This window comes from Chryseobacterium sp. Marseille-Q8038 (assembly GCF_965111995.1).
This window is the reverse complement of sequence record NZ_CBCOPN010000001.1, coordinates 1,728,953-1,747,178: the sequence shown is the minus strand read 5'-3', so window position 1 is coordinate 1,747,178 and position 18,226 is coordinate 1,728,953. Positions and strand designations below refer to the sequence as shown.

General features: G+C 34.7%; 18 protein-coding genes and 1 tRNA gene. 9 read left to right on the top strand and 10 right to left on the bottom strand.

All coding sequences use genetic code 11. The annotated features are described in order from the left end of the window. Positions 1-298: 298 nt before the first annotated feature. The 3 genes from ACWPWS_RS08070 to ACWPWS_RS08060 all read right to left on the bottom strand — a co-directional run bounded on the left by ACWPWS_RS08070 (position 299) and on the right by ACWPWS_RS08060 (position 3,997). Complete coding sequence (locus ACWPWS_RS08070) at positions 299-1,174, bottom strand: DUF4238 domain-containing protein (RefSeq protein ID WP_191180559.1); 876 nt, start codon at positions 1,172-1,174, stop codon at positions 299-301. Positions 1,175-1,186: 12 nt separating this feature from the next. Beyond that, the gene (locus tag ACWPWS_RS08065) at positions 1,187-2,590 is read right to left on the bottom strand and encodes a hypothetical protein (protein WP_434394074.1); all 1,404 of its coding nucleotides are present in this window, start codon (positions 2,588-2,590) and stop codon (positions 1,187-1,189) included. Between the two features lie 156 nt (positions 2,591-2,746). Then, positions 2,747-3,997 carry a site-specific integrase gene (locus ACWPWS_RS08060; RefSeq protein WP_191180561.1) on the bottom strand — a complete coding sequence of 417 codons (1,251 nt, stop codon included), beginning with the start codon at positions 3,995-3,997 and terminating at the stop codon, positions 2,747-2,749. A gap of 344 nt (positions 3,998-4,341) precedes the next feature. Between ACWPWS_RS08060 and ACWPWS_RS08055 the strand changes: the two genes are divergently transcribed. Both ACWPWS_RS08055 and ACWPWS_RS08050 read left to right on the top strand, forming a co-directional pair. Next, the gene (locus tag ACWPWS_RS08055) at positions 4,342-5,220 is read left to right on the top strand and encodes a T9SS type A sorting domain-containing protein (protein ID WP_454046176.1); all 879 of its coding nucleotides are present in this window, start codon (positions 4,342-4,344) and stop codon (positions 5,218-5,220) included. Positions 5,221-5,399: 179 nt separating this feature from the next. Beyond that, entirely contained in the window at positions 5,400-5,780 is a 381-nt protein-coding gene (locus tag ACWPWS_RS08050; protein WP_454046175.1) for a PEGA domain-containing protein, read from the top strand. An 81-nt stretch (positions 5,781-5,861) separates the two neighbouring features. On the opposite strand, the gene ACWPWS_RS08045 is transcribed toward ACWPWS_RS08050, so the two are convergent. From ACWPWS_RS08045 to ACWPWS_RS08035, 3 genes are all read right to left on the bottom strand, one after another. Then, entirely contained in the window at positions 5,862-6,605 is a 744-nt protein-coding gene (locus tag ACWPWS_RS08045) for a dienelactone hydrolase family protein (RefSeq protein WP_454046174.1), read from the bottom strand. A gap of 66 nt (positions 6,606-6,671) precedes the next feature. Then, complete coding sequence (locus ACWPWS_RS08040) at positions 6,672-7,283, bottom strand: HAD family hydrolase (protein ID WP_209785097.1); 612 nt, start codon at positions 7,281-7,283, stop codon at positions 6,672-6,674. A gap of 135 nt (positions 7,284-7,418) precedes the next feature. Next, positions 7,419-7,850 (bottom strand): type I restriction enzyme HsdR N-terminal domain-containing protein, encoded by a 432-nt coding sequence (locus ACWPWS_RS08035; RefSeq protein WP_167029270.1) that lies wholly within the window; start codon positions 7,848-7,850, stop codon positions 7,419-7,421. A 7-nt stretch (positions 7,851-7,857) separates the two neighbouring features. Between ACWPWS_RS08035 and holA the strand changes: the two genes are divergently transcribed. The 4 genes from holA (at position 7,858) to ACWPWS_RS08015 (ending at position 12,267) form a co-directional block, all read left to right on the top strand. After that, the gene (gene holA / locus ACWPWS_RS08030; RefSeq protein WP_209785095.1) at positions 7,858-8,895 is read left to right on the top strand and encodes a DNA polymerase III subunit delta; all 1,038 of its coding nucleotides are present in this window, start codon (positions 7,858-7,860) and stop codon (positions 8,893-8,895) included. Between the two features lie 265 nt (positions 8,896-9,160). Further along, on the top strand, positions 9,161-10,102 hold the full coding sequence (gene trxB / locus ACWPWS_RS08025; protein WP_105683490.1) for a thioredoxin-disulfide reductase: 942 nt from the start codon (positions 9,161-9,163) through the stop codon (positions 10,100-10,102). A gap of 1,518 nt (positions 10,103-11,620) precedes the next feature. Beyond that, the gene (locus tag ACWPWS_RS08020; protein ID WP_454046173.1) at positions 11,621-11,998 is read left to right on the top strand and encodes a VOC family protein; all 378 of its coding nucleotides are present in this window, start codon (positions 11,621-11,623) and stop codon (positions 11,996-11,998) included. A gap of 71 nt (positions 11,999-12,069) precedes the next feature. Then, positions 12,070-12,267, top strand: coding sequence for a hypothetical protein (locus ACWPWS_RS08015; protein ID WP_454046172.1), 198 nt, complete (start codon positions 12,070-12,072; stop codon positions 12,265-12,267). Positions 12,268-12,275: 8 nt separating this feature from the next. Here ACWPWS_RS08015 and ACWPWS_RS08010 read toward each other — a convergent pair whose 3' ends face one another. Next, the gene (locus ACWPWS_RS08010; RefSeq protein WP_123864451.1) at positions 12,276-13,127 is read right to left on the bottom strand and encodes a hypothetical protein; all 852 of its coding nucleotides are present in this window, start codon (positions 13,125-13,127) and stop codon (positions 12,276-12,278) included. Between the two features lie 445 nt (positions 13,128-13,572). On the opposite strand from ACWPWS_RS08010, the gene ACWPWS_RS08005 reads away from it, so the two are divergent. After that, on the top strand, positions 13,573-13,785 hold the full coding sequence (locus ACWPWS_RS08005; protein ID WP_209785091.1) for a glyceraldehyde-3-phosphate dehydrogenase: 213 nt from the start codon (positions 13,573-13,575) through the stop codon (positions 13,783-13,785). Between the two features lie 72 nt (positions 13,786-13,857). Here the strand turns inward: ACWPWS_RS08005 and ACWPWS_RS08000 are convergent, their stop codons facing one another. Next, positions 13,858-14,220: a helix-turn-helix domain-containing protein gene (locus tag ACWPWS_RS08000; RefSeq protein ID WP_348635051.1), complete on the bottom strand. Its 363-nt coding sequence runs from the start codon at positions 14,218-14,220 to the stop codon at positions 13,858-13,860. A gap of 162 nt (positions 14,221-14,382) precedes the next feature. Here ACWPWS_RS08000 and ACWPWS_RS07995 point away from each other — a divergent pair, with 162 nt between their 5' ends. Together ACWPWS_RS07995 and ACWPWS_RS07990 are read left to right on the top strand one after the other, a co-directional pair. Beyond that, entirely contained in the window at positions 14,383-15,657 is a 1,275-nt protein-coding gene (locus ACWPWS_RS07995; RefSeq protein ID WP_454046171.1) for an AbiH family protein, read from the top strand. Between the two features lie 163 nt (positions 15,658-15,820). Then, a tRNA-Ser gene (locus tag ACWPWS_RS07990) sits at positions 15,821-15,905 on the top strand. Positions 15,906-16,194: 289 nt separating this feature from the next. On the opposite strand, the gene ACWPWS_RS07985 is transcribed toward ACWPWS_RS07990, so the two are convergent. Together ACWPWS_RS07985 and ACWPWS_RS07980 are read right to left on the bottom strand one after the other, a co-directional pair. Continuing rightward, on the bottom strand, positions 16,195-17,163 hold the full coding sequence (locus tag ACWPWS_RS07985; RefSeq protein ID WP_454046170.1) for a sterol desaturase family protein: 969 nt from the start codon (positions 17,161-17,163) through the stop codon (positions 16,195-16,197). An 11-nt stretch (positions 17,164-17,174) separates the two neighbouring features. Beyond that, entirely contained in the window at positions 17,175-17,825 is a 651-nt protein-coding gene (locus ACWPWS_RS07980; protein ID WP_454046169.1) for a lysoplasmalogenase, read from the bottom strand. Positions 17,826-18,226: the final 401 nt, after the last annotated feature.

The following is an 18,226-nucleotide window of genomic DNA, read 5'->3' as shown; positions in this document are numbered from 1 at the left end:
CATTGAGTAAATGGCCTTGTGATTACAAAACCTGCAATTACATTTTGCAGAATTTATAAATATGGGGTTTTAGTATCTTAAAATATTGTGGCTATGGTAGCCACGTAAACGATACTAAAAAACATTTGTTGAGGGATAAGATTGGGTAGTTTTTCTGGATGGTTTATTAAGACATCCTGCTAAAGCTTTTTTATTGTGTTGGATGGCACTGGAGGAATAAATGTGCTTTTGAGGATTAAGTATGGGCATAAAAAAAGACGGAGCATTTTTGCTCCGTCCTTAAATAACACAATCACCCTTATACAAACTGGAACACATAACGATTTATAATTTCTGTTTGTCCTATTGTTTGAAGATGGGCGTAAGCATCAATGATTGATTGAAGATGTTCTTTATCCTTACACACAACATATTTCTGTGCCTGATGAAACATTGCCAGGTCCTTATTTACATAGAATGCGATATGTTGTACACGTTTTACTTGGGAATCATTACAGATAAAGGTATCATTACTACCTAGGGGTAAGATAAAATTTCCAAAATCATCAAGATTATTACTGTCGCTTTCTATTAAGGGGACATCTCCTAAAATCGATTTAATATTTGGATTAGAGTTTACATAACTATTATGGTGAACTCGAAGTAATCTTTCCTCACTTATATTCAGATTGTCATAGAAAGGGAGAAATGGGAATATTAATTTTTTGGTATGCCTGAACAATTCAGAATTCAATAGATGATCCAGTGCTTCTGTGTGATCGGAACCATCGTCTTTTTTAATTACTATGTTTACAGGAAGTTTATCATATGGGTACTCCTTGTCTTTGGTGTCAAAAAGATTATCATTTGCCGGCAAGCGCCATTTCATAGATGATGCCATTACCAATATAGATGTTAAGGCTTCTTCGGTAATAATACCTGTACGTGTTATTTCGACAAGATCTTTTGAAAACTTTTCATCAAGTTCGGCATAAAGTTTTTCCATATTATCGTTTGGCATTCCGTCAAAGTACCAGGTATTCCGGTTCATCTCAAAGAATACAGACTTGGGACTTCTTCTTTCTTTTGCGAAAGCCCCTTTTTCTTTATCATAGAGATAAAGCATATTATCTTCATCAGCAAATCTCTTAATAAGAAACTGCGGGATATAATGGTGTCTTTTTGATAGGGTCATGCATGTTAAATATTACTTAGTGCTGTCATTTTCTTTATTCTTGTTACGTTTTTCAAGCTCCTGTAGATATGTACCATACAAGCCTATTTCATTAAGTGCCAATCGAAACACAGTTCCATATATGGGTGGAGGCGTAAAAAGCTCGAATGTGTCACAATCTGGATCTCGGTCAGGGAAACTATATTTAGCTTTAAGATGTGCTGGTCTTTTAGCAATCTGATTGGTCTTAACACTTTCCAAAATTTCGTATGTAGCCAATATCAAAGCTGTAGACTCCCCAAATGAAGTAAGTTTATCAATATAAAAGAATTGCTTATCCTTCAGTATTAATGGCGGGGTAAAGAGGTTGATAATTCTTGAAAGAGCAAGTAGAAATCTCTGTTTCATCTTCAAGGTATCTTCTGCGGTTACAAAAAATGGCCTAATGAAGAAAAAGAAATCTTTTTCTTTTAATTTCTGAGCAAGATAAAATTTGTCGTAATAATAGTAAAGCGCCTGTGCGATGTGGACTCTTCCTTGATCAGAACACTGATCAGCGAATGATTTTATATAATCAAGAACCTCATTATATTGGGAAGCTTCAAGAAAATTTGACATAAGAAAATTTTCAGGATTCTTCTGAAATTCATCATAACCGCCATCCTGAAGTTTTTCGAGAATATTGATAAGGGTAATTGGAGGGTTTGGAGAGTTTAGGGAAAAGTAAGCTATAATAATCTTTTCAAATGCTGATGGTCTTCGTATGCCATAAAATGAAAGTAGCTCATCAAAAAAACAGTACGGATAAAAAGGTCTGTTGCTAAGCATACTTGGATTTATATCTGATAGGTCATTTTCAAATAGATATTCGTCAATAGATGAACTAAGAAACTCGTCAATTGCTCCAAAGGTGAGATTGAAAGATTGAATGCCAATTAAGCCATTAATTGAAATGTTTATCAAATTTCTGCCCCCATTTGTCACATTTCCTTCGATGACGACTTCCATTGGTTTTACTGTTTTTTCCACAGATGCTATAGTAAACTTCTTGTTAGCAGACTTTTCGGTTTCTTCCACAACTTTATAGTCAATATCATCCTCTTCAAGCAGATCAATAACCCCTTTCCAATATTGCACCAGTTCCTTAGACTTCTCGTGTGTGTTAGAATTTATCGGGAATGCATCCAAGCCTTCTGCCACAGTCAAGATTGTCGTTGCCTTAAATCTGTCGCAAAAATTGAGGGCAAACTGGCGGATTCCGGGAAGAGTCGCTATGTTAGTTAGATAATGGTAGTACTCGTGTATAAATATGGACTGTTGTTGACCAATATTAAGATCTGTAACGAAGGTTGTTAAATTTTGGATATCAAATCCATCAAGACATATATAAAATCTGTCGGGATAATATTTTATTTTGGTAAGGTCTATTTCTTCCACAGGATAAATTTTATATTAATAGAAATTTTGCTGAATTCTTGGGAGATTCTTTTTATCATCCCCAACTGTAAATATAAAAAATAGTGCGTTCAAAATTGGAGGAATGAATGTAAATAAGAAGCAGGATTCTATGATCCTGCTTCTTGAGATAATATCTCATATAGATTCCATAAAAGCATTTTCCATAGACCTAAATTTATCAGAAACCAAATCCATATCCTTGCTGATTTTCTGACTGGTAATCTTGGCATAGATTTGAGTGGTAGAAATATTTTTATGTCCCATCATTTTGCTGAGGCTTTCTAGTGGTACACCCTCTGTTAAAAACATTGTTCCAAATGTGTGCCTTGCTGTGTGAAAGGTTACTTTTTGTTCTGTAACAATATCTAATTCTTGAATTAGTTTGTCTATATAGCTGTTACAAATTTTGTTTGTAGGAACAGGAAAAATAGAATCATTTCGGGTGGTACCTTTATATTTTTCAATAATTCGTTTGGGTATTTCCATAAGCCTTATATTAGAAGCAACATCAGATTTTTGTCTTCGGCTTATAATCCAATCGTGACCATCAAAAAAGGATTGTATGTTAGTACTTTTAAGTTGTTTAATATCTATATAAGATAGTCCTGTAAAACAGCTGAATACAAAAAGATCCTTTACAATTTCATAATTTTGTTTTGAAGGATTGTGTAATAACAGGGATTCAACGTTTTCCTTAAGTAAATAGCTACGGTCATTTTCCTTCATCGATATTTCATAATCTTCAAAAGGATTTTTCCTGATAAGACCGTTTTTGACAGCTATTTCCGCAACACGATAGAGTGGCATAGTATATACCCAAACAGTATTGTGTGTGCACTTTTTGTCTATTCTAAGGAAGAAATCAAACTCTCTGATAAAATCACACGTCAATTCCCTGAACGCCATGTCATCACGATGATACCTGCTTTTGATAAATTCAGCAACGTGGTTATAGACAATTTTGTACTTGTAGTAGGTACTTTCGGAGCGTTCTCCTTGTACTACCATTTTCCCAAAATCGTCATTGTTCTTTTTAAATACTTTCAGCAAGGAATCTTCCATAACACCAACACCGAGAAATGCAAGCTTCAGCTTTTGTGCCGTTACAAAACCCTCGTGTTTCAGCATATCTTCATAAAGGGTATCGATACGTGCCCGTATATTATCCAATTTTTGATTAATACCTAGTGCTTTTGCACTCTTGCCTTCAACTCTTCCGTACTTTAAATCCCAATTATTCAGGTTGATTTCTAACTTAGTTCCCAAAGTCTTAGGGGTCCCATCAATGGTAATGCGTGCCATAATAGGAGCATTACCATTCTTTTTCGGCTCGTTCTTTTTTAAGTAGAAAAGTAGCTTGAACGTGGATTTTTTTGTCTGTTCCATAACTCAAATGTTTAATGTTTAAAATTAAATTACATTGAGTTACAAGGGAATATAAAAAATAGAGCAAAACACTGAAATATAATCAGTTATGCCGAAAGGTTGCTTTATAAATCGGTAATGAATTAGTAACCTAACTTTGTATTTTCATGACCAAAACCTATCAGACACCGAGTTCCAAACTAAGACTACTGTTTTATAAAACCCTGCATAGCAACGGTTTTAACCGTTTTGCTTATTTTTGCTTTTTACTAATCTTTTTTGCATAAAAAAGAGACAACTTGTACCTGTTTATCGGAAGCAGCGTCCCGAAATAACAAAGAACGCTATTACCAAAATATTACTTTATGAAAAAAACTTTAACAACGATCTTTAGATCATCAGAATCATTTTTAAGAGGAAGAAAAGCAGGTTTTCTTCTTGTAGCTGCTGTATTTTGCAGTACAGTTTTAAGTGCTCAGTTTGTTCCCGTTAATCCATCAGGTACAACAGTAAGTGTAAAGAGAGAGGACCAATCCCCGGTCCCATTACCTAATGCTCCCGGATATGTTCCTTCTTCGGTATCATTGCAGTTTAAGACAGGTTCAATAGTAGAAACAAAAGGTTTTCCAGAAGGTCAGATTACTACTCAAAATTTTTTACTTCCGGATGTCTTTACGACCGTAGGAAGCCCACCTGTAATACGTACTTTTAAAGTATCTTTTCCTAATCCGGGTCTTACAAGCCGTTATTATCCAATCCCAATGGCAATTGGAGGAGCTACAACCATTATTCCGGGATGCTGGACACCTGAGATGGATCGTGGATTATTTCACGATATTGGCTCAAATAGCAGTTATGGATATGGAGTAACTCTTACCCGTACTACTTCCACAACATATCTTCTTCAATGTACTAAATTTCTCTGCTACATATGTGATACTAACCCATGTACTCCTATAACTTCAACTTTTAGTAAAACTTCCGCTGGGCAGAACAAAGCGAAACTTTATCCCAACCCAAGCAGTGGATTTTCAGAACTTGAGTATACCGCTTCAGGAAGAGAGACCATTACGGTAATGGTAACTGATATTGCAGGTAAAACATTATATGGATATAAGACAGATATAGAATCAGGGGTTAATAAACTGCCGATAGATCTTCAAAAAGGATTATCAGGAACTTATTATGTCAACTGGCGCTCCAGTAATGGAAACGCGGGTTCATTACCCATTATAAAAAAATAAAAGGTACCGGTAAAAACTAATATTGATGAAAGAGCGCACTGAGGTGCGCTTTTGTGATTTATTATCCTGTAATCCTTATGGTTACTATGTTTTGTGAGATATTTGCATCCATTGATAGCGTTTGTTTTTGAATTATTTTGTAAGTTCGCGGACTTAAAAAAATGAACTAATTAAAATCTATGAAAAACAAATTATCAATTGTATTGATGCTGGGGATTGCGCTTTCTACCACTTCTTGTGCAACCATTTTTACAGGAACCCAGGATTCAATAGCTTTTTCTTCAAATCCTGAAGGGGCAAAAGTGTTTCACAAAGGAATAGAAAAATGTACAACACCTTGTACAACTAAAATTCCAAGAGCTTTAGGTAAGCAGATGGTTACCTTTGAAAAAGAAGGATTTGAGAAGAAAGAAGTTAAGCTTACCAAAAAATTTAATGCTGTGACCTTACTGAATATTATTCTCGGAGGAGCAATAGGAGTGGGAATTGATGCTGCTACAGGCTCTCTGACCAAATATTCCCCAAAGAAATATGATGTTGAGCTGCAAGCTAAACCATAACCGGATAAAAATATAAAGTTAAAAAAGAAAAGGCAAATCCGCAGTTCAGTGGATTTGCCTTTTTTATTTTGGGTAGTAATTCTATTTCAGTATTTCTTTCAGGAACATCAAGGTATGATTCCATGCTCTTTTGGCCATTGTTGCATTATAATCCGGAGATTTCGGATCTGTAAACGTATGTTTGGAATGGGCATACGTAATAATCTGCCAGTCGGCATTTCCATCGTTCATTTCTTTGATGAGGTTATTGTAATCATCCGGAGTCACACTTTTATCATCAGCCGGATTCTCAACCAGAATTTTTGCAGTTAAGGGCTCATTTTTTCTGCTTTGATCTCTCGTGAGGCTTCCATGGATAGAAACAACTCCCGCTACAGGCAGATGTCCTCTTGCAGATTCCAACGCACCTGTACCCCCAAAGCAATAACCGATAACTGCTATTTTATCAGAAATGGCTCCGTTTTTCTTGAGTTGTTCTAATGCCAGTGAAATTCTTTTCTGGTACTCCTGATAATTCTGTTTATAATATCCTGAGCTCTTTGCCGCAGATTCATTGTCGGCAGGAATTTTCCCTTCTCCGTAAATGTCAGCGATAAAGGCAATATAACCTTGTTTTTCAAGCTCTGCAGCTGCTGTTTTAGCTTCTTCATCAATACCTTTCCAGGCGGGAAGAATCAAAACACCCGGAAGTTTTTTTCCTGCATTGGACGTAATGAGACCATTCAGTTTCTGTGAACCATCCTGATAAGAAACAGTTTTAAGTTTCTGACTGAAAAAGGTTCCCGAGGTGATCATCATGGTGGTTAATAAGATGGAACGTATCATAATTAATTGTTTGTGAGTTAGAAATTGATAAAAACAGTATTAAAATTAAGAAAATATTTAAAAGGACTAAACTTCAACTCCAAATTTCTTCAATTCCTTTGCTAAGTCTGTCTCCGGGAAAACCTGAATTGTAATAAATCCCAGTGATTTTGCCATTTCAATATTCTTCGTATTATCATCTATGAAAACAGATTCCTCTGCTTTGATGTTGTATCTTTCCAGCAATACATGCCAGATTTTAGGGTCAGGTTTGATCAGTTTTTCTGTTCCGGATACTACAATTTTACCTTCGAAGATCTGGAAGAAATCATAGTTTTCCAATGCATACGGGAAGGTTTCTTCAGACCAGTTGGTCAGTCCGAATAAATGATAATCCGTATTTTTAAGCTTTCGAAGCACCTCTACATTCTGTGGAATATCGCTTTTCAGCATCACAGTCCAGTTGTCATAGAAAGCGCGGATCTCTTTTTCCCATTCCGGGAATTTTTTCACCTGAATTTCTGTTCCTTCGGCAAGGCTTCTTCCTCTGTCCTGTTCTACATTCCATTCATCCTGAGCGATGTTTTCAAGGAAGTATTCCATTTTTTCATTATCATTAAAATACGCTTTGAAATAATATCTGGGATTCCAGTCCATGAGTACCCCTCCGAAATCGAATATGATGTTTTTTATTTTCATAATAATTAATATAGTTGTGAAGTAGTATTTTTGTGAACCACCCCGTCAAAAATTCTTTGAATTTTCGCCACCCCTCCAAAGGATGGGAATTGTTTACCGTTCCAATCAATATTGATAAACGGAAATGATTTTGTGCTATTCAGGTCTGTAAAACTGATACTGTCCGTCTTTATAGTAAGCATTGATATGCTGAAGTCCGTTGGTCAGGATAATTTCCTTTGCTCCGATAATGGAATTGTATCTGGCTGTCTGTTCAAAAGTCTTTTCTGTTAATTTAATCTGAGGAGCTTTACATTCAATCAGAATTACAGGTTCTGTTTTTTCTGTAATCAGGAGATCAATTCGTTTGGTAAGACCGTTCAGCACAATCTTTTTTTCGGTAATCAGGGCAGAGGTGGAGTAGGATTTTACGGTAAGGTAATAGTGTATCCAGTGCTGTCTGACCCATTCCTCAGGAGTGAGCAGAAGATAAGTTTTACGAACCAAATCATAAATAAAAAACTTATCTTTGTCTTTCTTGAATTTAAAATCAAAAGTTTCCTGAAAATTCAGTTTTGGAAGTTCCATTAGTAAGATGAAAGAATTAGATTTAATCCTCAAAAATATTAAAAATAAAGAAGTTTTACCTATTTATTTTTTCCACGGAGAAGAAGCTTACTTTATTGATGTTGCGGTAAAAGCCCTTGAGCACAACTTTTTGGAAGAAGATGAAAAAGCTTTCAACCAAACGGTTACCTACGGAAAAGATACGTCCTATCAGGAAGTTCTTTCCCTGGCGAGACAGTTTCCGATGATGGGTGATAAGCAGGTGATTATTGTAAAAGAAGCACAGGATTTAAGATTCAATGAAGAGGAAAACAGAATTCTGGAATCTTATGTAGAAAATCCGGTGCCCTCTACAGTGCTGGTTTTTGCGCATAAACATAAGAAACTTGACAGCAGAAAAAAAGCGGCGAAAGCCCTGGACAAAGCCAAAGCTCTTTTCCTGAGTGAATCTGTAAAGGAAAATAATCTTCCTAAATGGATCTCAGATGAATGTATAAAGCTGTCTATCAAAACGGCTCCCAATATTTCTCATCTTCTTGCAGAATACTTAGGGAACGACCTTTCAAGAATTGCTAATGAACTGAATAAGCTAAAGATCATTCTTAAAGAAGGAGAGATTCTTGACGGATCGATTGTTGAAAACCATATCGGGATCAGTAAAGAATATAATATTTTTGAACTTCAGAAGGCTTTGGGAACTAAAAATGCCAATGCAGCCTTTAAAATTGCCCATTTTATGGGAAAAAATCCGAAGAATAATCCTTTTGTCATGATGCTGGCAAGCCTGTATAATTATTTTTCAAACGTTATCATCTATCAGACTATGGCAGGGCAGTCTCCACAAACGATTGCCTCACAAATGGGAGTGAATCCTTATTTTATTAAAGACTATGCAGAAAGTGCAAGACTTTATCCTTTAAAGCATGCTACAAGGGTTATTTCTATTCTTCGCGAATTTGATATGAAAGGAAAAGGGCTTGGAGCAGTGAATATGGGTGATGCGGAACTGATCAGAGAATTGGTATATAAAATTATCAATGTAGATAAGATTAAGATGAAAGTGTAAACGGTATGCGTGGTAATGAGTTACGTGATACGTGGTGATGAAGTGAGTATGTGATGCTTGATGCAGGTTATGAAAACAGAAATTTTTAATCTTTGCATCCAAACCCCAGAACCTGAATCCCGAATCCCGAACCCAAAAACAACTTCTATCGAAATTCAACATATCAGATATTGACAAGTATCATTAAAATAACTTTAAGGAGAAATTAAAAATTCCGAAATTAGCAGTCTTAATTCAAATTAAATCTTTTCGAATAAAGTAAATTATGGAGCAAAACATTTTAGATTGTGTGATCGTTGGATCCGGGCCTTCTGGCTTCACCGCTGCTATCTATGCAGCAAGAGCAGACTTGAAACCTGAATTGTATACAGGTCTGGAGCCGGGCGGACAATTAACAACCACTACAGAAGTTGATAACTTCCCAGGGTATCCAGCCGGGATTACAGGTCCTGAAATGATGATGGATCTGCAAAAACAGGCAGAAAGATTTGAAACCAAAGTTCACTACGAAATGATCACTAAAGCTGAATTCTCTAAGGAAGTAGGCGGTGTTCACAAATTATATGCAGGAAACAAAGAAATCCTTGCTAAAACAGTTATTATCTCTACAGGAGCTACAGCAAAATATTTAGGTCTTGATGATGAGAAAAAATATGCAGGAGGTGGTGTTTCGGCTTGTGCTACCTGTGACGGATTCTTCTACAGAGGAAAAGATGTAGTGGTAGTAGGAGCGGGAGATACTGCGGCTGAAGAGGCTACTTACCTTGCGAAATTATGTAAGAAAGTAACCCTGTTGGTAAGAAAAGACGTTTTCAGAGCTTCAAAAGCAATGGTTCACAGAGTAGAAAGCACTCCGAATATTGAAGTGAAATTCCACCACGAGCTAATCGGTATTGAAGGAGAAAACAGTTTGGTAGAAAGAGCTGTGATCATCAATAACCAGACTCAGGAGAAATCTACAGTGGATGTTGAAGGGATCTTTATTGCGATTGGTCACAAACCGAATACAGATATCTTCGTAGGTCAGGTAGATCTTGATGAGAACGGATATATTCTTACTGAAAAAGGTTCTACAAGAACGAATCTTCCGGGAGTATTTGCTGCTGGTGACGTTCAGGATCATATCTACAGACAGGCTATTACCGCTGCAGGAAGCGGATGTATGTCTGCAATGGATGCAGAAAAATATTTAGCTGAATTACACTAATCGTATTCAACTTATACAATACAAAGCGTACCTTATGGGTGCGCTTTTTTGTTTTTCAAATGTATCTTTAATTTGTTGGGTAATCGCAAAGGCGCAAAGGTTTTTCTACTTTATGTAAATTTTTTAAGGCGCAATAAAATCGAAGATTTTGAGCAAAGAGTATACGTTATCAATTTTATCGGAGATAAAATCTTTGCGCCTTATAGCAGTCTTTTTTAATACTATTTGCGCCTTTGCGTTTTCCAACAGTATTTTTTGTTGGATAATCGCAAAGGCGCAAAGGTTTTTCTACTTTATGTAAATTTTTTAAGGCGCAATAAAATCGAAGATTTTGAGCAAAGAGTATACGTTATCAATTTTATCGGAGATAAAATCTTTGCGCCTTATAGCAGTCTTTTTTAATACTATTTGCGCCTTTGCGTTTTCCAACAGTATTTTTTGTTGGATAATCGCAAAGGCGCAAAGGTTTTTCTACTTTATGTAAATTTTTTAAGGCGCAAAAAAATCGAAGATTTCCAGCAGAGAGTATACGTTATCAATTTTATCGGATATAAAATCTTTGCACCTTATAGCAGTATGTTTTATATCTACTTAGCGCCCTTGCGTTTCCCCAACAGCATTTATGTTTTTTTGTTGGATAATCGCAAAGGCGCAAAGTTTTTCTAGTCTTTATGTATAGTTTTAAGGCTAAATAAACTCGAAGATTTTCAGCAAAGAATATACGTTATCAATTTTATCGGAGATAAAATCTTTGCGCCTTATAGCAGTATGTTTTATATCTACTTAGCGCCCTTGCGTTTCCCCAACAGCATTTATGTTTTTTTGTTGGATAATCGCAAAGGCGCAAAGTTTTTCTAGTCTTTATGTATAGTTTTAAGAGGCAAGAAACTCGAAGATTTTCAGCAAAGAGTATACGTTATCAATTTTATCGGAGATAAAATCTTTGCGCCTTACAGCAGTATGTTTTATATCTACTTAGCGCCCTTGCGTTTCCCCAACAGCATTTATATTTTTTTTGTTGGATAATCGCGAAGGCGCAAAGTTTTTCTAGTCTTTATGTATAGTTTTAAGACGCAAGAAAATCAAAGATTTTCAGCAGAGAGTATACGTTATCAATTTTATCGGAGATAAAATCTTTGCGCCTTACAGCAGTATGTTTTATATCTACTTAGCGCCCTTGCGTTTCCCCAACAGCATTAATGTTTTTTTGTTGGATAATCGCAAAGGCGCAAAGTTTTTCTAGTCTTTATGTATAGTTTTAAGGCGCAATAAACTCGAAGATTTTGAGCAAAGAGTATACGTTATCAATTTTATCGGAGATAAAATCTTTGCGCCTTATAACAGGCTTTTTTAATATTACTTGCGTCTTTGCGTTTTCCAACAAAAATATTTCTTCATATCAAATATCCAATGAGAAATTCGTGAAATAGATAATCAAAACATTAATATATTTGTGAAACAGCAAAACAAATTAAATTTGCATCAGAAAACTATAGACTGAACAAAAACAAATAAAAAATGAAAAGAGTAACTGCTATCGGAGGAATCTTCTTTAAGTGTAAAGATCCGGAACAAGTAAATGACTGGTACAAAACCCACCTTGGATTACCCACCAGTCCCTACGGAGCGAAATTCGACTGGAAGGACGCAGAGTCCGGGAAAGAAGGATACACGCTGTGGAGCCCTTTTAAAGAGTCGACTCAGTATTTTGAACCTTCTGCCAAAGAATTTATGATCAATTACCATGTAGAAAATATTGAAGCATTGGTAGAAGAACTGAAAAAAGAAGGGGTAACGGTATTGGATGAGGTTGCTGCCTATGAATACGGAAAGTTTGTGCACATCCTGGATCCTGAAGGGAATAAGATTGAATTATTCGAGCCTGCAGGAAAGTAAAATGTGAAGCAAGCAGAGCAAACTAAAACGTGGAATCTAAAGTATTTTAACGAAGCTGAGATTCCTGTGGAATGACAAACATTCCAACTGAGACACAATCATTCCCCTCCCCCGGAGGGGTGGCGAAAATTCAGAGAATTTTTGACGGGGTGGTTTCTCCTATATTCAAACCTCTCCACATTGTCATTCTGACGCAGGAAGAATCTCATACAGTCATAAGATTCTTCCTTCGTCAGAATGACAATTCTAAAACAACCGTTTTTCTGTAATTATATTTCTAATCCAGAATATAGATTTTCTTCTCCTTAAGATTGAATCCCAGTTTTTTCCCCAGCCAGTTGATGCTTGTTTTACCTTCATAAATAAGACCGTCTACAAAAAAGACCTTAGGCTTTTCAACCGTGGCAAAAGGGGTAGAAATAGAGCCGATATCACTTTTATAAAACTTGGTAGTAAGATCAGGGTTGAATTCACTTTTCTTTTCCACCACATTCAGGCCTTCTTTTTTGATATCCATCGTATTCATCAGGCGTTCACTCAGCCAGAAAGAATCTTTGCCGGAACCGGAATCCAGCAGAACGTTAATCTTATATTTATTGTTCAGAAGCACATAGGTTGTAATATCCATCGATTGGTCTGCATTGGTAGAAAGCTGGATATCCATCACTTTCTTGCCATTCAGTTTTTCTTTGGGAAAGATAAGCTCGTTGGTGGTATAGTCTATGATAAACTCTGTATCATAAAGCATTGGAAGGGAAATTAAACCGTCAATTCCTTTCATCTCCATATCATGCGTGGAGTACCAGGTATCTTTAAATTTTTTACCATTAAAAATAATCTCTTTTGATTTGAAAAGAGGAATGGTCATTTTCTCACCGGTTGCCCGAAAAGCGGTTAAATAGTTATACGTTTCTTTGGGTTCCAGACCTTTGGAAAAGTTTCCCAGGAAAAGATTGATTCCTCCACCTGTGTCAAAAATAAAATTTCCCTTTTTGCCATCTATTTCAGCACCTACCACCAGATGGCCGGAAGGAAGAACAGAAATAGGCATTTTTTGGGAAAAAGCCATAGAGGTGATGGCTAATGAAGCGGTAATAACCGATTTTTTAATAAAGGATTGAATAAGCATCTGATAATAGTAGTATTAGTTTTTATTATGGTATTGAAACCTTACAAATATAATACAATCTGATGACTGACGGGGTATATACCCTTTGAAAGGGTCTGGAGGGACTTGCTCAAGGGGCTCAAGGGACTTGTATAACCCTCTGCAGGGTGTTCATGTACGGTTTCCAGCCACTTCGGAAGGGGTGCTGCCCCCTTAGTGAAGGGGCTATACCCCCTTGGGTAAGGGGGTAAAGGGGGTTGGTGAACGGTCTCCCGACCCTTATTGAAGTGGCTTTAGGGGCTTTAGAAGTGGGTAAATGGATATTTTGATAATAATAAAAGAAAAATGGCTTCCACTGAAAGGCATTATAATAACGAGTTTGTATCTGCCAGTTTGTCTATCTTGCTGAAAATATCTTCATACTTAAAGTAAAATTCCTACATTTAATTCCTAATCAAAACAGTATATGGAAACCAAAGTTATCAAAATCACCCATGTTACAGGAACTTATATTATTGAGGCTGCTCATGGAAAACTTAATGATCTGAAAACCCAGCTGGACAAATGCCTGAACGATGAGCAGGGAGCTATTGTAGTAAAGGGAGAAGATGGTGATCAGTTTGTATATCCTTCCGGTCTTTTAAAAAATAGCTACATTGCAATTGTAGACCGTGAATAGAAGCTTTTTAGAGGTATAAAATAAAAACGGCTTCTAATAATGGAAGCCGTTTTGTTCTTTATGTAGAGGAGATTATCCCTTTTTTAATTTTTCATTTTCTTCTTTTAAAGCCTTAATCTGCTCTTTCAGAAGATTAATGTATTCCTGCTGGTTTTCTAATAAATACTCTGGAATATTACAGTATTGATTGTAATTAATACTTGAATTATCATTTAGAGTAGGCTTGTCATTGTGTTGTATCTGAGATGTTTTCTCTTCTTTGATATCTTCTACAGGAACTTCCAAAGCTTTAGCCAGTTTTTCCCATTCGTCATCAAATATTCTGACGTCTCCATTTTCTTTTCTGCTATAGTTGGAGACATCGGTGGCAAGAAGATCAGCAATCTGCTGCTGAGTATAGCCTTTCTGCTTTCTTAAAGTTCTTAGTTTTTCCATTGTCATAGGATACCTGTGTTTTTACAAATGTAGTGAAAAAATAATACTATAAAATAAAGACAATATCTATATGGGATAGAATTATTAAATTTTCTTGTAATTTATATTTTATAAAGAAAAGAATTATATTTGAGAGAAACTAAGACAGAAAATTAAAATTAAATGAATAGATTAATCATTGTAGGAAATGGGTTTGATCTTGCACATGGATTGCCCACATCATATTCTTCATTTTTAAATTTTATTTGGCAGGAATTTCATCAAACAACAACTAATCCATTATTTATGGAATTATTTGAAATTGACGAGATGCACTTGTCTACAAACGAGCTAAGTTATCAAGACTATAAAGATTTTTGTAGTAAAATGAAATTTAATTATAGGAGTAGTAACTATATGTTTAAAGATTCTCATTATGGTTCTACAAGTTTTAACCTTTTTTATAGAAACACTTTATCTTTTGATGAGGATTATCAAAAAGTATTTTCCTTTAAGAATAAATTTTTTGAATTAATAACAGTTAGACAGGCAATTAATTGGGTGGACATTGAAAACTCTTATTACCAAGTTTTGATATCATTAATTACAGGCGAAGGAAAATATATGCATATAGGCACTGTTAAACAACTAAACCAAGAATTCACTTCAATAAAAAATCTTTTAGAATATTATTTAACTGAAAAAATTGAAAAAAAATATCAGCTTAGTACTTCTTATTCTCATTGTGAATCTATTTTAAGTTTATTTGAGTATAAGTTTAAAAATTTAAAATCACAATATGATGAGGATAATCCATTCTATTTAGAATTCCCACCCGACTACAGAAAAAAACTCGAAGATTTTGATTATTTATTTTCAGAAGGATACATCGATAAATCAAATAGCGCTTATGAAAATTTCTTTTTGGATTTCAACTATACTTCCAATGTAGAAAATTATGTTACTAATTTAAATTTTAAAAATTCAAGATTTTTTGGTGAATCTTCACATATACAAATTCATGGTCAATTAAATGATGTTATTAACCCAATTAATTTTGGTTTTGGAGATGAGATGGATGATCATTATAAGTTTTTGGAAAAGACAAATGATAATGATTTTCTTGAAAACATTAAATCTTTTATGTATTTGAATAATTCTAATTATAGAAAATTGTTAAACTGGATTGAAGCTGATGATTATCAAATATACATTATGGGGCATTCTTGCGGACTTTCAGATAGGACATTATTGAATACTTTATTTGAACATAATAATTGTAAATCCATAAAGATTTTTTATTATAAGGGAAAAGATGGATCAGACAATTTTAAAGAATTATCTCAAAATATATCAAGACATTTCAATAAAAAATCATTGATGAGACAAAAGGTTGTCGATAAAACACTGTCATTACCTTTGCCACAAAATGTAAGGTATGATCAAAAGACTATTTAGACAGGATAATTTTTATTTATATATTATTTTTTATAAAAAATAATTCCCCTGATTCCTAGTCTATTATTAAGTTTTGTTAAAATTTGTGTAGGAAAAGTTTTGCAGAAATTAAAAATCGTTCTATATTTGCACCACTGAAAACAACGGTATAGCCGGAGTTTAGGGAGAGTTGGCAGAGTGGTCGATTGCGGCAGTCTTGAAAACTGTTGACTGTAACAGGTCCGGGGGTTCGAATCCCTCACTCTCCGCTTAGGGAGACATTCATTTTTGAATGTCTCCTTTTTTTATGTCCTAAATTGCTTGATTTCCGGTCGGCTATACTGATATTCGCCATTGTAAAGGCTTCATTAGCTATACGGCTAAAACGGTCAAGCTGGTCTACAACCAGATAGTTTACTGTTTTATGACGCTTTGTTATGAAATCTTTTAGTTTTATAAAATCAGACGGTCAAATGTTATAGGTTAGATTATTCTTACTTGCTATGAAAAAATTGCATACCTGACGAGAATCGTATTTGTTTTCATGCAAGACAACCATCAATTCATCTTTTCTTCTAATTCCCGCTTCAAAGTAGAAATCCGCTCATCTTTATCATTATGATGCCAGCCCGGAGCATTGAATATATACCCCAATTTCGCTTTCCATGTAGGTGCATTTCGGACATCCTTTATCATATTTCCAAACTCATCAAAGACGATATGAAAAACATTATAAGTATGAATGTTATGATAAATACCGTAATCCGTCGTTTTCTTTTCTTCCGCTTTGTACGTGCCGAAAAGATGATCCCAAATCATCAAAATACCCCCATAGTTATTATCTAAATCTTCAACTTTTCGAGAATGATGCACCCGATGATTGGATGGAGAATTGAATACTTTATCGAACCACCCTAATTTTCCAATAGCATTGGTATGCGGCCAAAATTGAAAAATCAAGTTAAATTGATGCATCATAGCAATCATAATAGGATGAAAACCAATAATGATAAAAGGGATATACCAAATGTCCCGATATATGATTTCAAACCATCCTTGACGCAATGCAATAGCAAGACTCAAATGAGTAGCCGAATGATGATTGACATGACCTGTCCAGAATAATCTGATTTTATGACTCAACCGATGATGCCAGTAAAAGCCAAAATCCTGAACAATCATAACCAATAACCAAAGCCACCAGTGATCTGCATGCCAATTTAAAGTGAAGAATTTGTTGAAATCTTTGATCCCGAAAATATCAGTAAGTCTAAAATGATTGTAAATCCAAAAAAAGTAGGATAATGAAATAGCTTTCATCCCAAAGTCTAACATTACTGCCCCTATACCCAACCCGATACTCGATACATTATCTTTGATGAGTCTTTTTGTGAATACTTTTTGAGGAATTTGATACAAAAATATTTCCCCTAATATCAACAAGATAAACACGGGAATAAAATAAGTAACAGGATCAGTAAAATCCAATGGACAGAATAGCCCGATACTATGAAAAAATCTTTTCATAAGTCTTGATTTTATCGAATAATTCTGTTCTTTTTTTCAATACCAACCACTCCCAACACCAGCATCAATTGGGCTAAAACATAAGTAATCATCACAACAAGTTCTTTCCCAATACTATCCTGTACGAACATATTAATGGCCAATACAGAATCTGATATTACAAACAAAATCGCTCCTAGGATTAATAATGAAGAATAAGTACTGATACTAAAATACAGCATCGTAGCAATGGTAATTCCGTAAATCACCACGGGTATCTTCATTTCGTTTAAATAGGGATATATATAGTAAATAAATGAACCTAAATATAGAAAAACAAAGGGAAGCCAACTCCATGCATTTTTCTTTTTAATCTTAAAAAAATAAGCGATGTAACAAATATGAGCCAATAAAAAGCTTCCCAAACCGGGCATAAATCCCCATCCAAATAACAAAAACATATCACCCAAAAAGCTCAAAATTAATCCAGACAAAAACCATTGGTTGATCCGAAATACATTTTGTTTAGAATACGTAAAATAAAACCAGATAATAATAGGTAACAAAAGTGGCTTGGTAAAAAACCGCCAAGAACTATGATCCATAGCTATAAATACTAAATCAAATGCAAAAACAATGGCAAGAAGGACTAATAACAATTTGATATTGACAGATTTTATCATGGTACTATTTTATTGCAATCTTTTAATTATCTTTTTTCTTGTTACAATATGGATATATCTCAGGTTTGCACCAAATCATTCTATATATGACACTTAGCTCAGATTGTTAAATTACAAATAAAATTAAGATAAAATACTTTTGAAATATAAAAATACAATGCAGCACACTTTAGTTTATTTTATATTTTAGAAATAGGCTATTATTAGAAATATTATTTAAGTTTATACAGTTTAATTACATCTTTTCCAAATTAATTTTCGAATTTTCTGGAAAATTCTTCATCCTTGAACTTTAGGATTGTATGACTATTATCAAAAGTATTGAATGTTCTAGAATCAAATGATTCAAGGTTTTTTTATTTGTAGCAATTACTGTAATTTTCAAAAATACTCAAAAAGTT

Coding starts and splice junctions, on each gene's coding strand:
- ACWPWS_RS08070 (WP_191180559.1), bottom strand. CDS start 1,174: ATGACCCTATCAAAAAGACACCATTATATCCCGCAGTTTCTTATTAAG.
- ACWPWS_RS08060 (WP_191180561.1), bottom strand. CDS start 3,997: ATGGAACAGACAAAAAAATCCACGTTCAAGCTACTTTTCTACTTAAAA.
- ACWPWS_RS08055 (WP_454046176.1), top strand. CDS start 4,342: ATGAAAAAAACTTTAACAACGATCTTTAGATCATCAGAATCATTTTTA.
- ACWPWS_RS08050 (WP_454046175.1), top strand. CDS start 5,400: ATGAAAAACAAATTATCAATTGTATTGATGCTGGGGATTGCGCTTTCT.
- ACWPWS_RS08045 (WP_454046174.1), bottom strand. CDS start 6,605: ATGATACGTTCCATCTTATTAACCACCATGATGATCACCTCGGGAACC.
- ACWPWS_RS08040 (WP_209785097.1), bottom strand. CDS start 7,283: ATGAAAATAAAAAACATCATATTCGATTTCGGAGGGGTACTCATGGAC.
- ACWPWS_RS08035 (WP_167029270.1), bottom strand. CDS start 7,850: ATGGAACTTCCAAAACTGAATTTTCAGGAAACTTTTGATTTTAAATTC.
- holA (WP_209785095.1), top strand. CDS start 7,858: ATGAAAGAATTAGATTTAATCCTCAAAAATATTAAAAATAAAGAAGTT.
- trxB (WP_105683490.1), top strand. CDS start 9,161: ATGGAGCAAAACATTTTAGATTGTGTGATCGTTGGATCCGGGCCTTCT.
- ACWPWS_RS08020 (WP_454046173.1), top strand. CDS start 11,621: ATGAAAAGAGTAACTGCTATCGGAGGAATCTTCTTTAAGTGTAAAGAT.
- ACWPWS_RS08015 (WP_454046172.1), top strand. CDS start 12,070: ATGACAAACATTCCAACTGAGACACAATCATTCCCCTCCCCCGGAGGG.
- ACWPWS_RS08010 (WP_123864451.1), bottom strand. CDS start 13,127: ATGCTTATTCAATCCTTTATTAAAAAATCGGTTATTACCGCTTCATTA.
- ACWPWS_RS08005 (WP_209785091.1), top strand. CDS start 13,573: ATGGAAACCAAAGTTATCAAAATCACCCATGTTACAGGAACTTATATT.
- ACWPWS_RS08000 (WP_348635051.1), bottom strand. CDS start 14,220: ATGGAAAAACTAAGAACTTTAAGAAAGCAGAAAGGCTATACTCAGCAG.
- ACWPWS_RS07995 (WP_454046171.1), top strand. CDS start 14,383: ATGAATAGATTAATCATTGTAGGAAATGGGTTTGATCTTGCACATGGA.
- ACWPWS_RS07985 (WP_454046170.1), bottom strand. CDS start 17,163: ATGAAAAGATTTTTTCATAGTATCGGGCTATTCTGTCCATTGGATTTT.
- ACWPWS_RS07980 (WP_454046169.1), bottom strand. CDS start 17,825: ATGATAAAATCTGTCAATATCAAATTGTTATTAGTCCTTCTTGCCATT.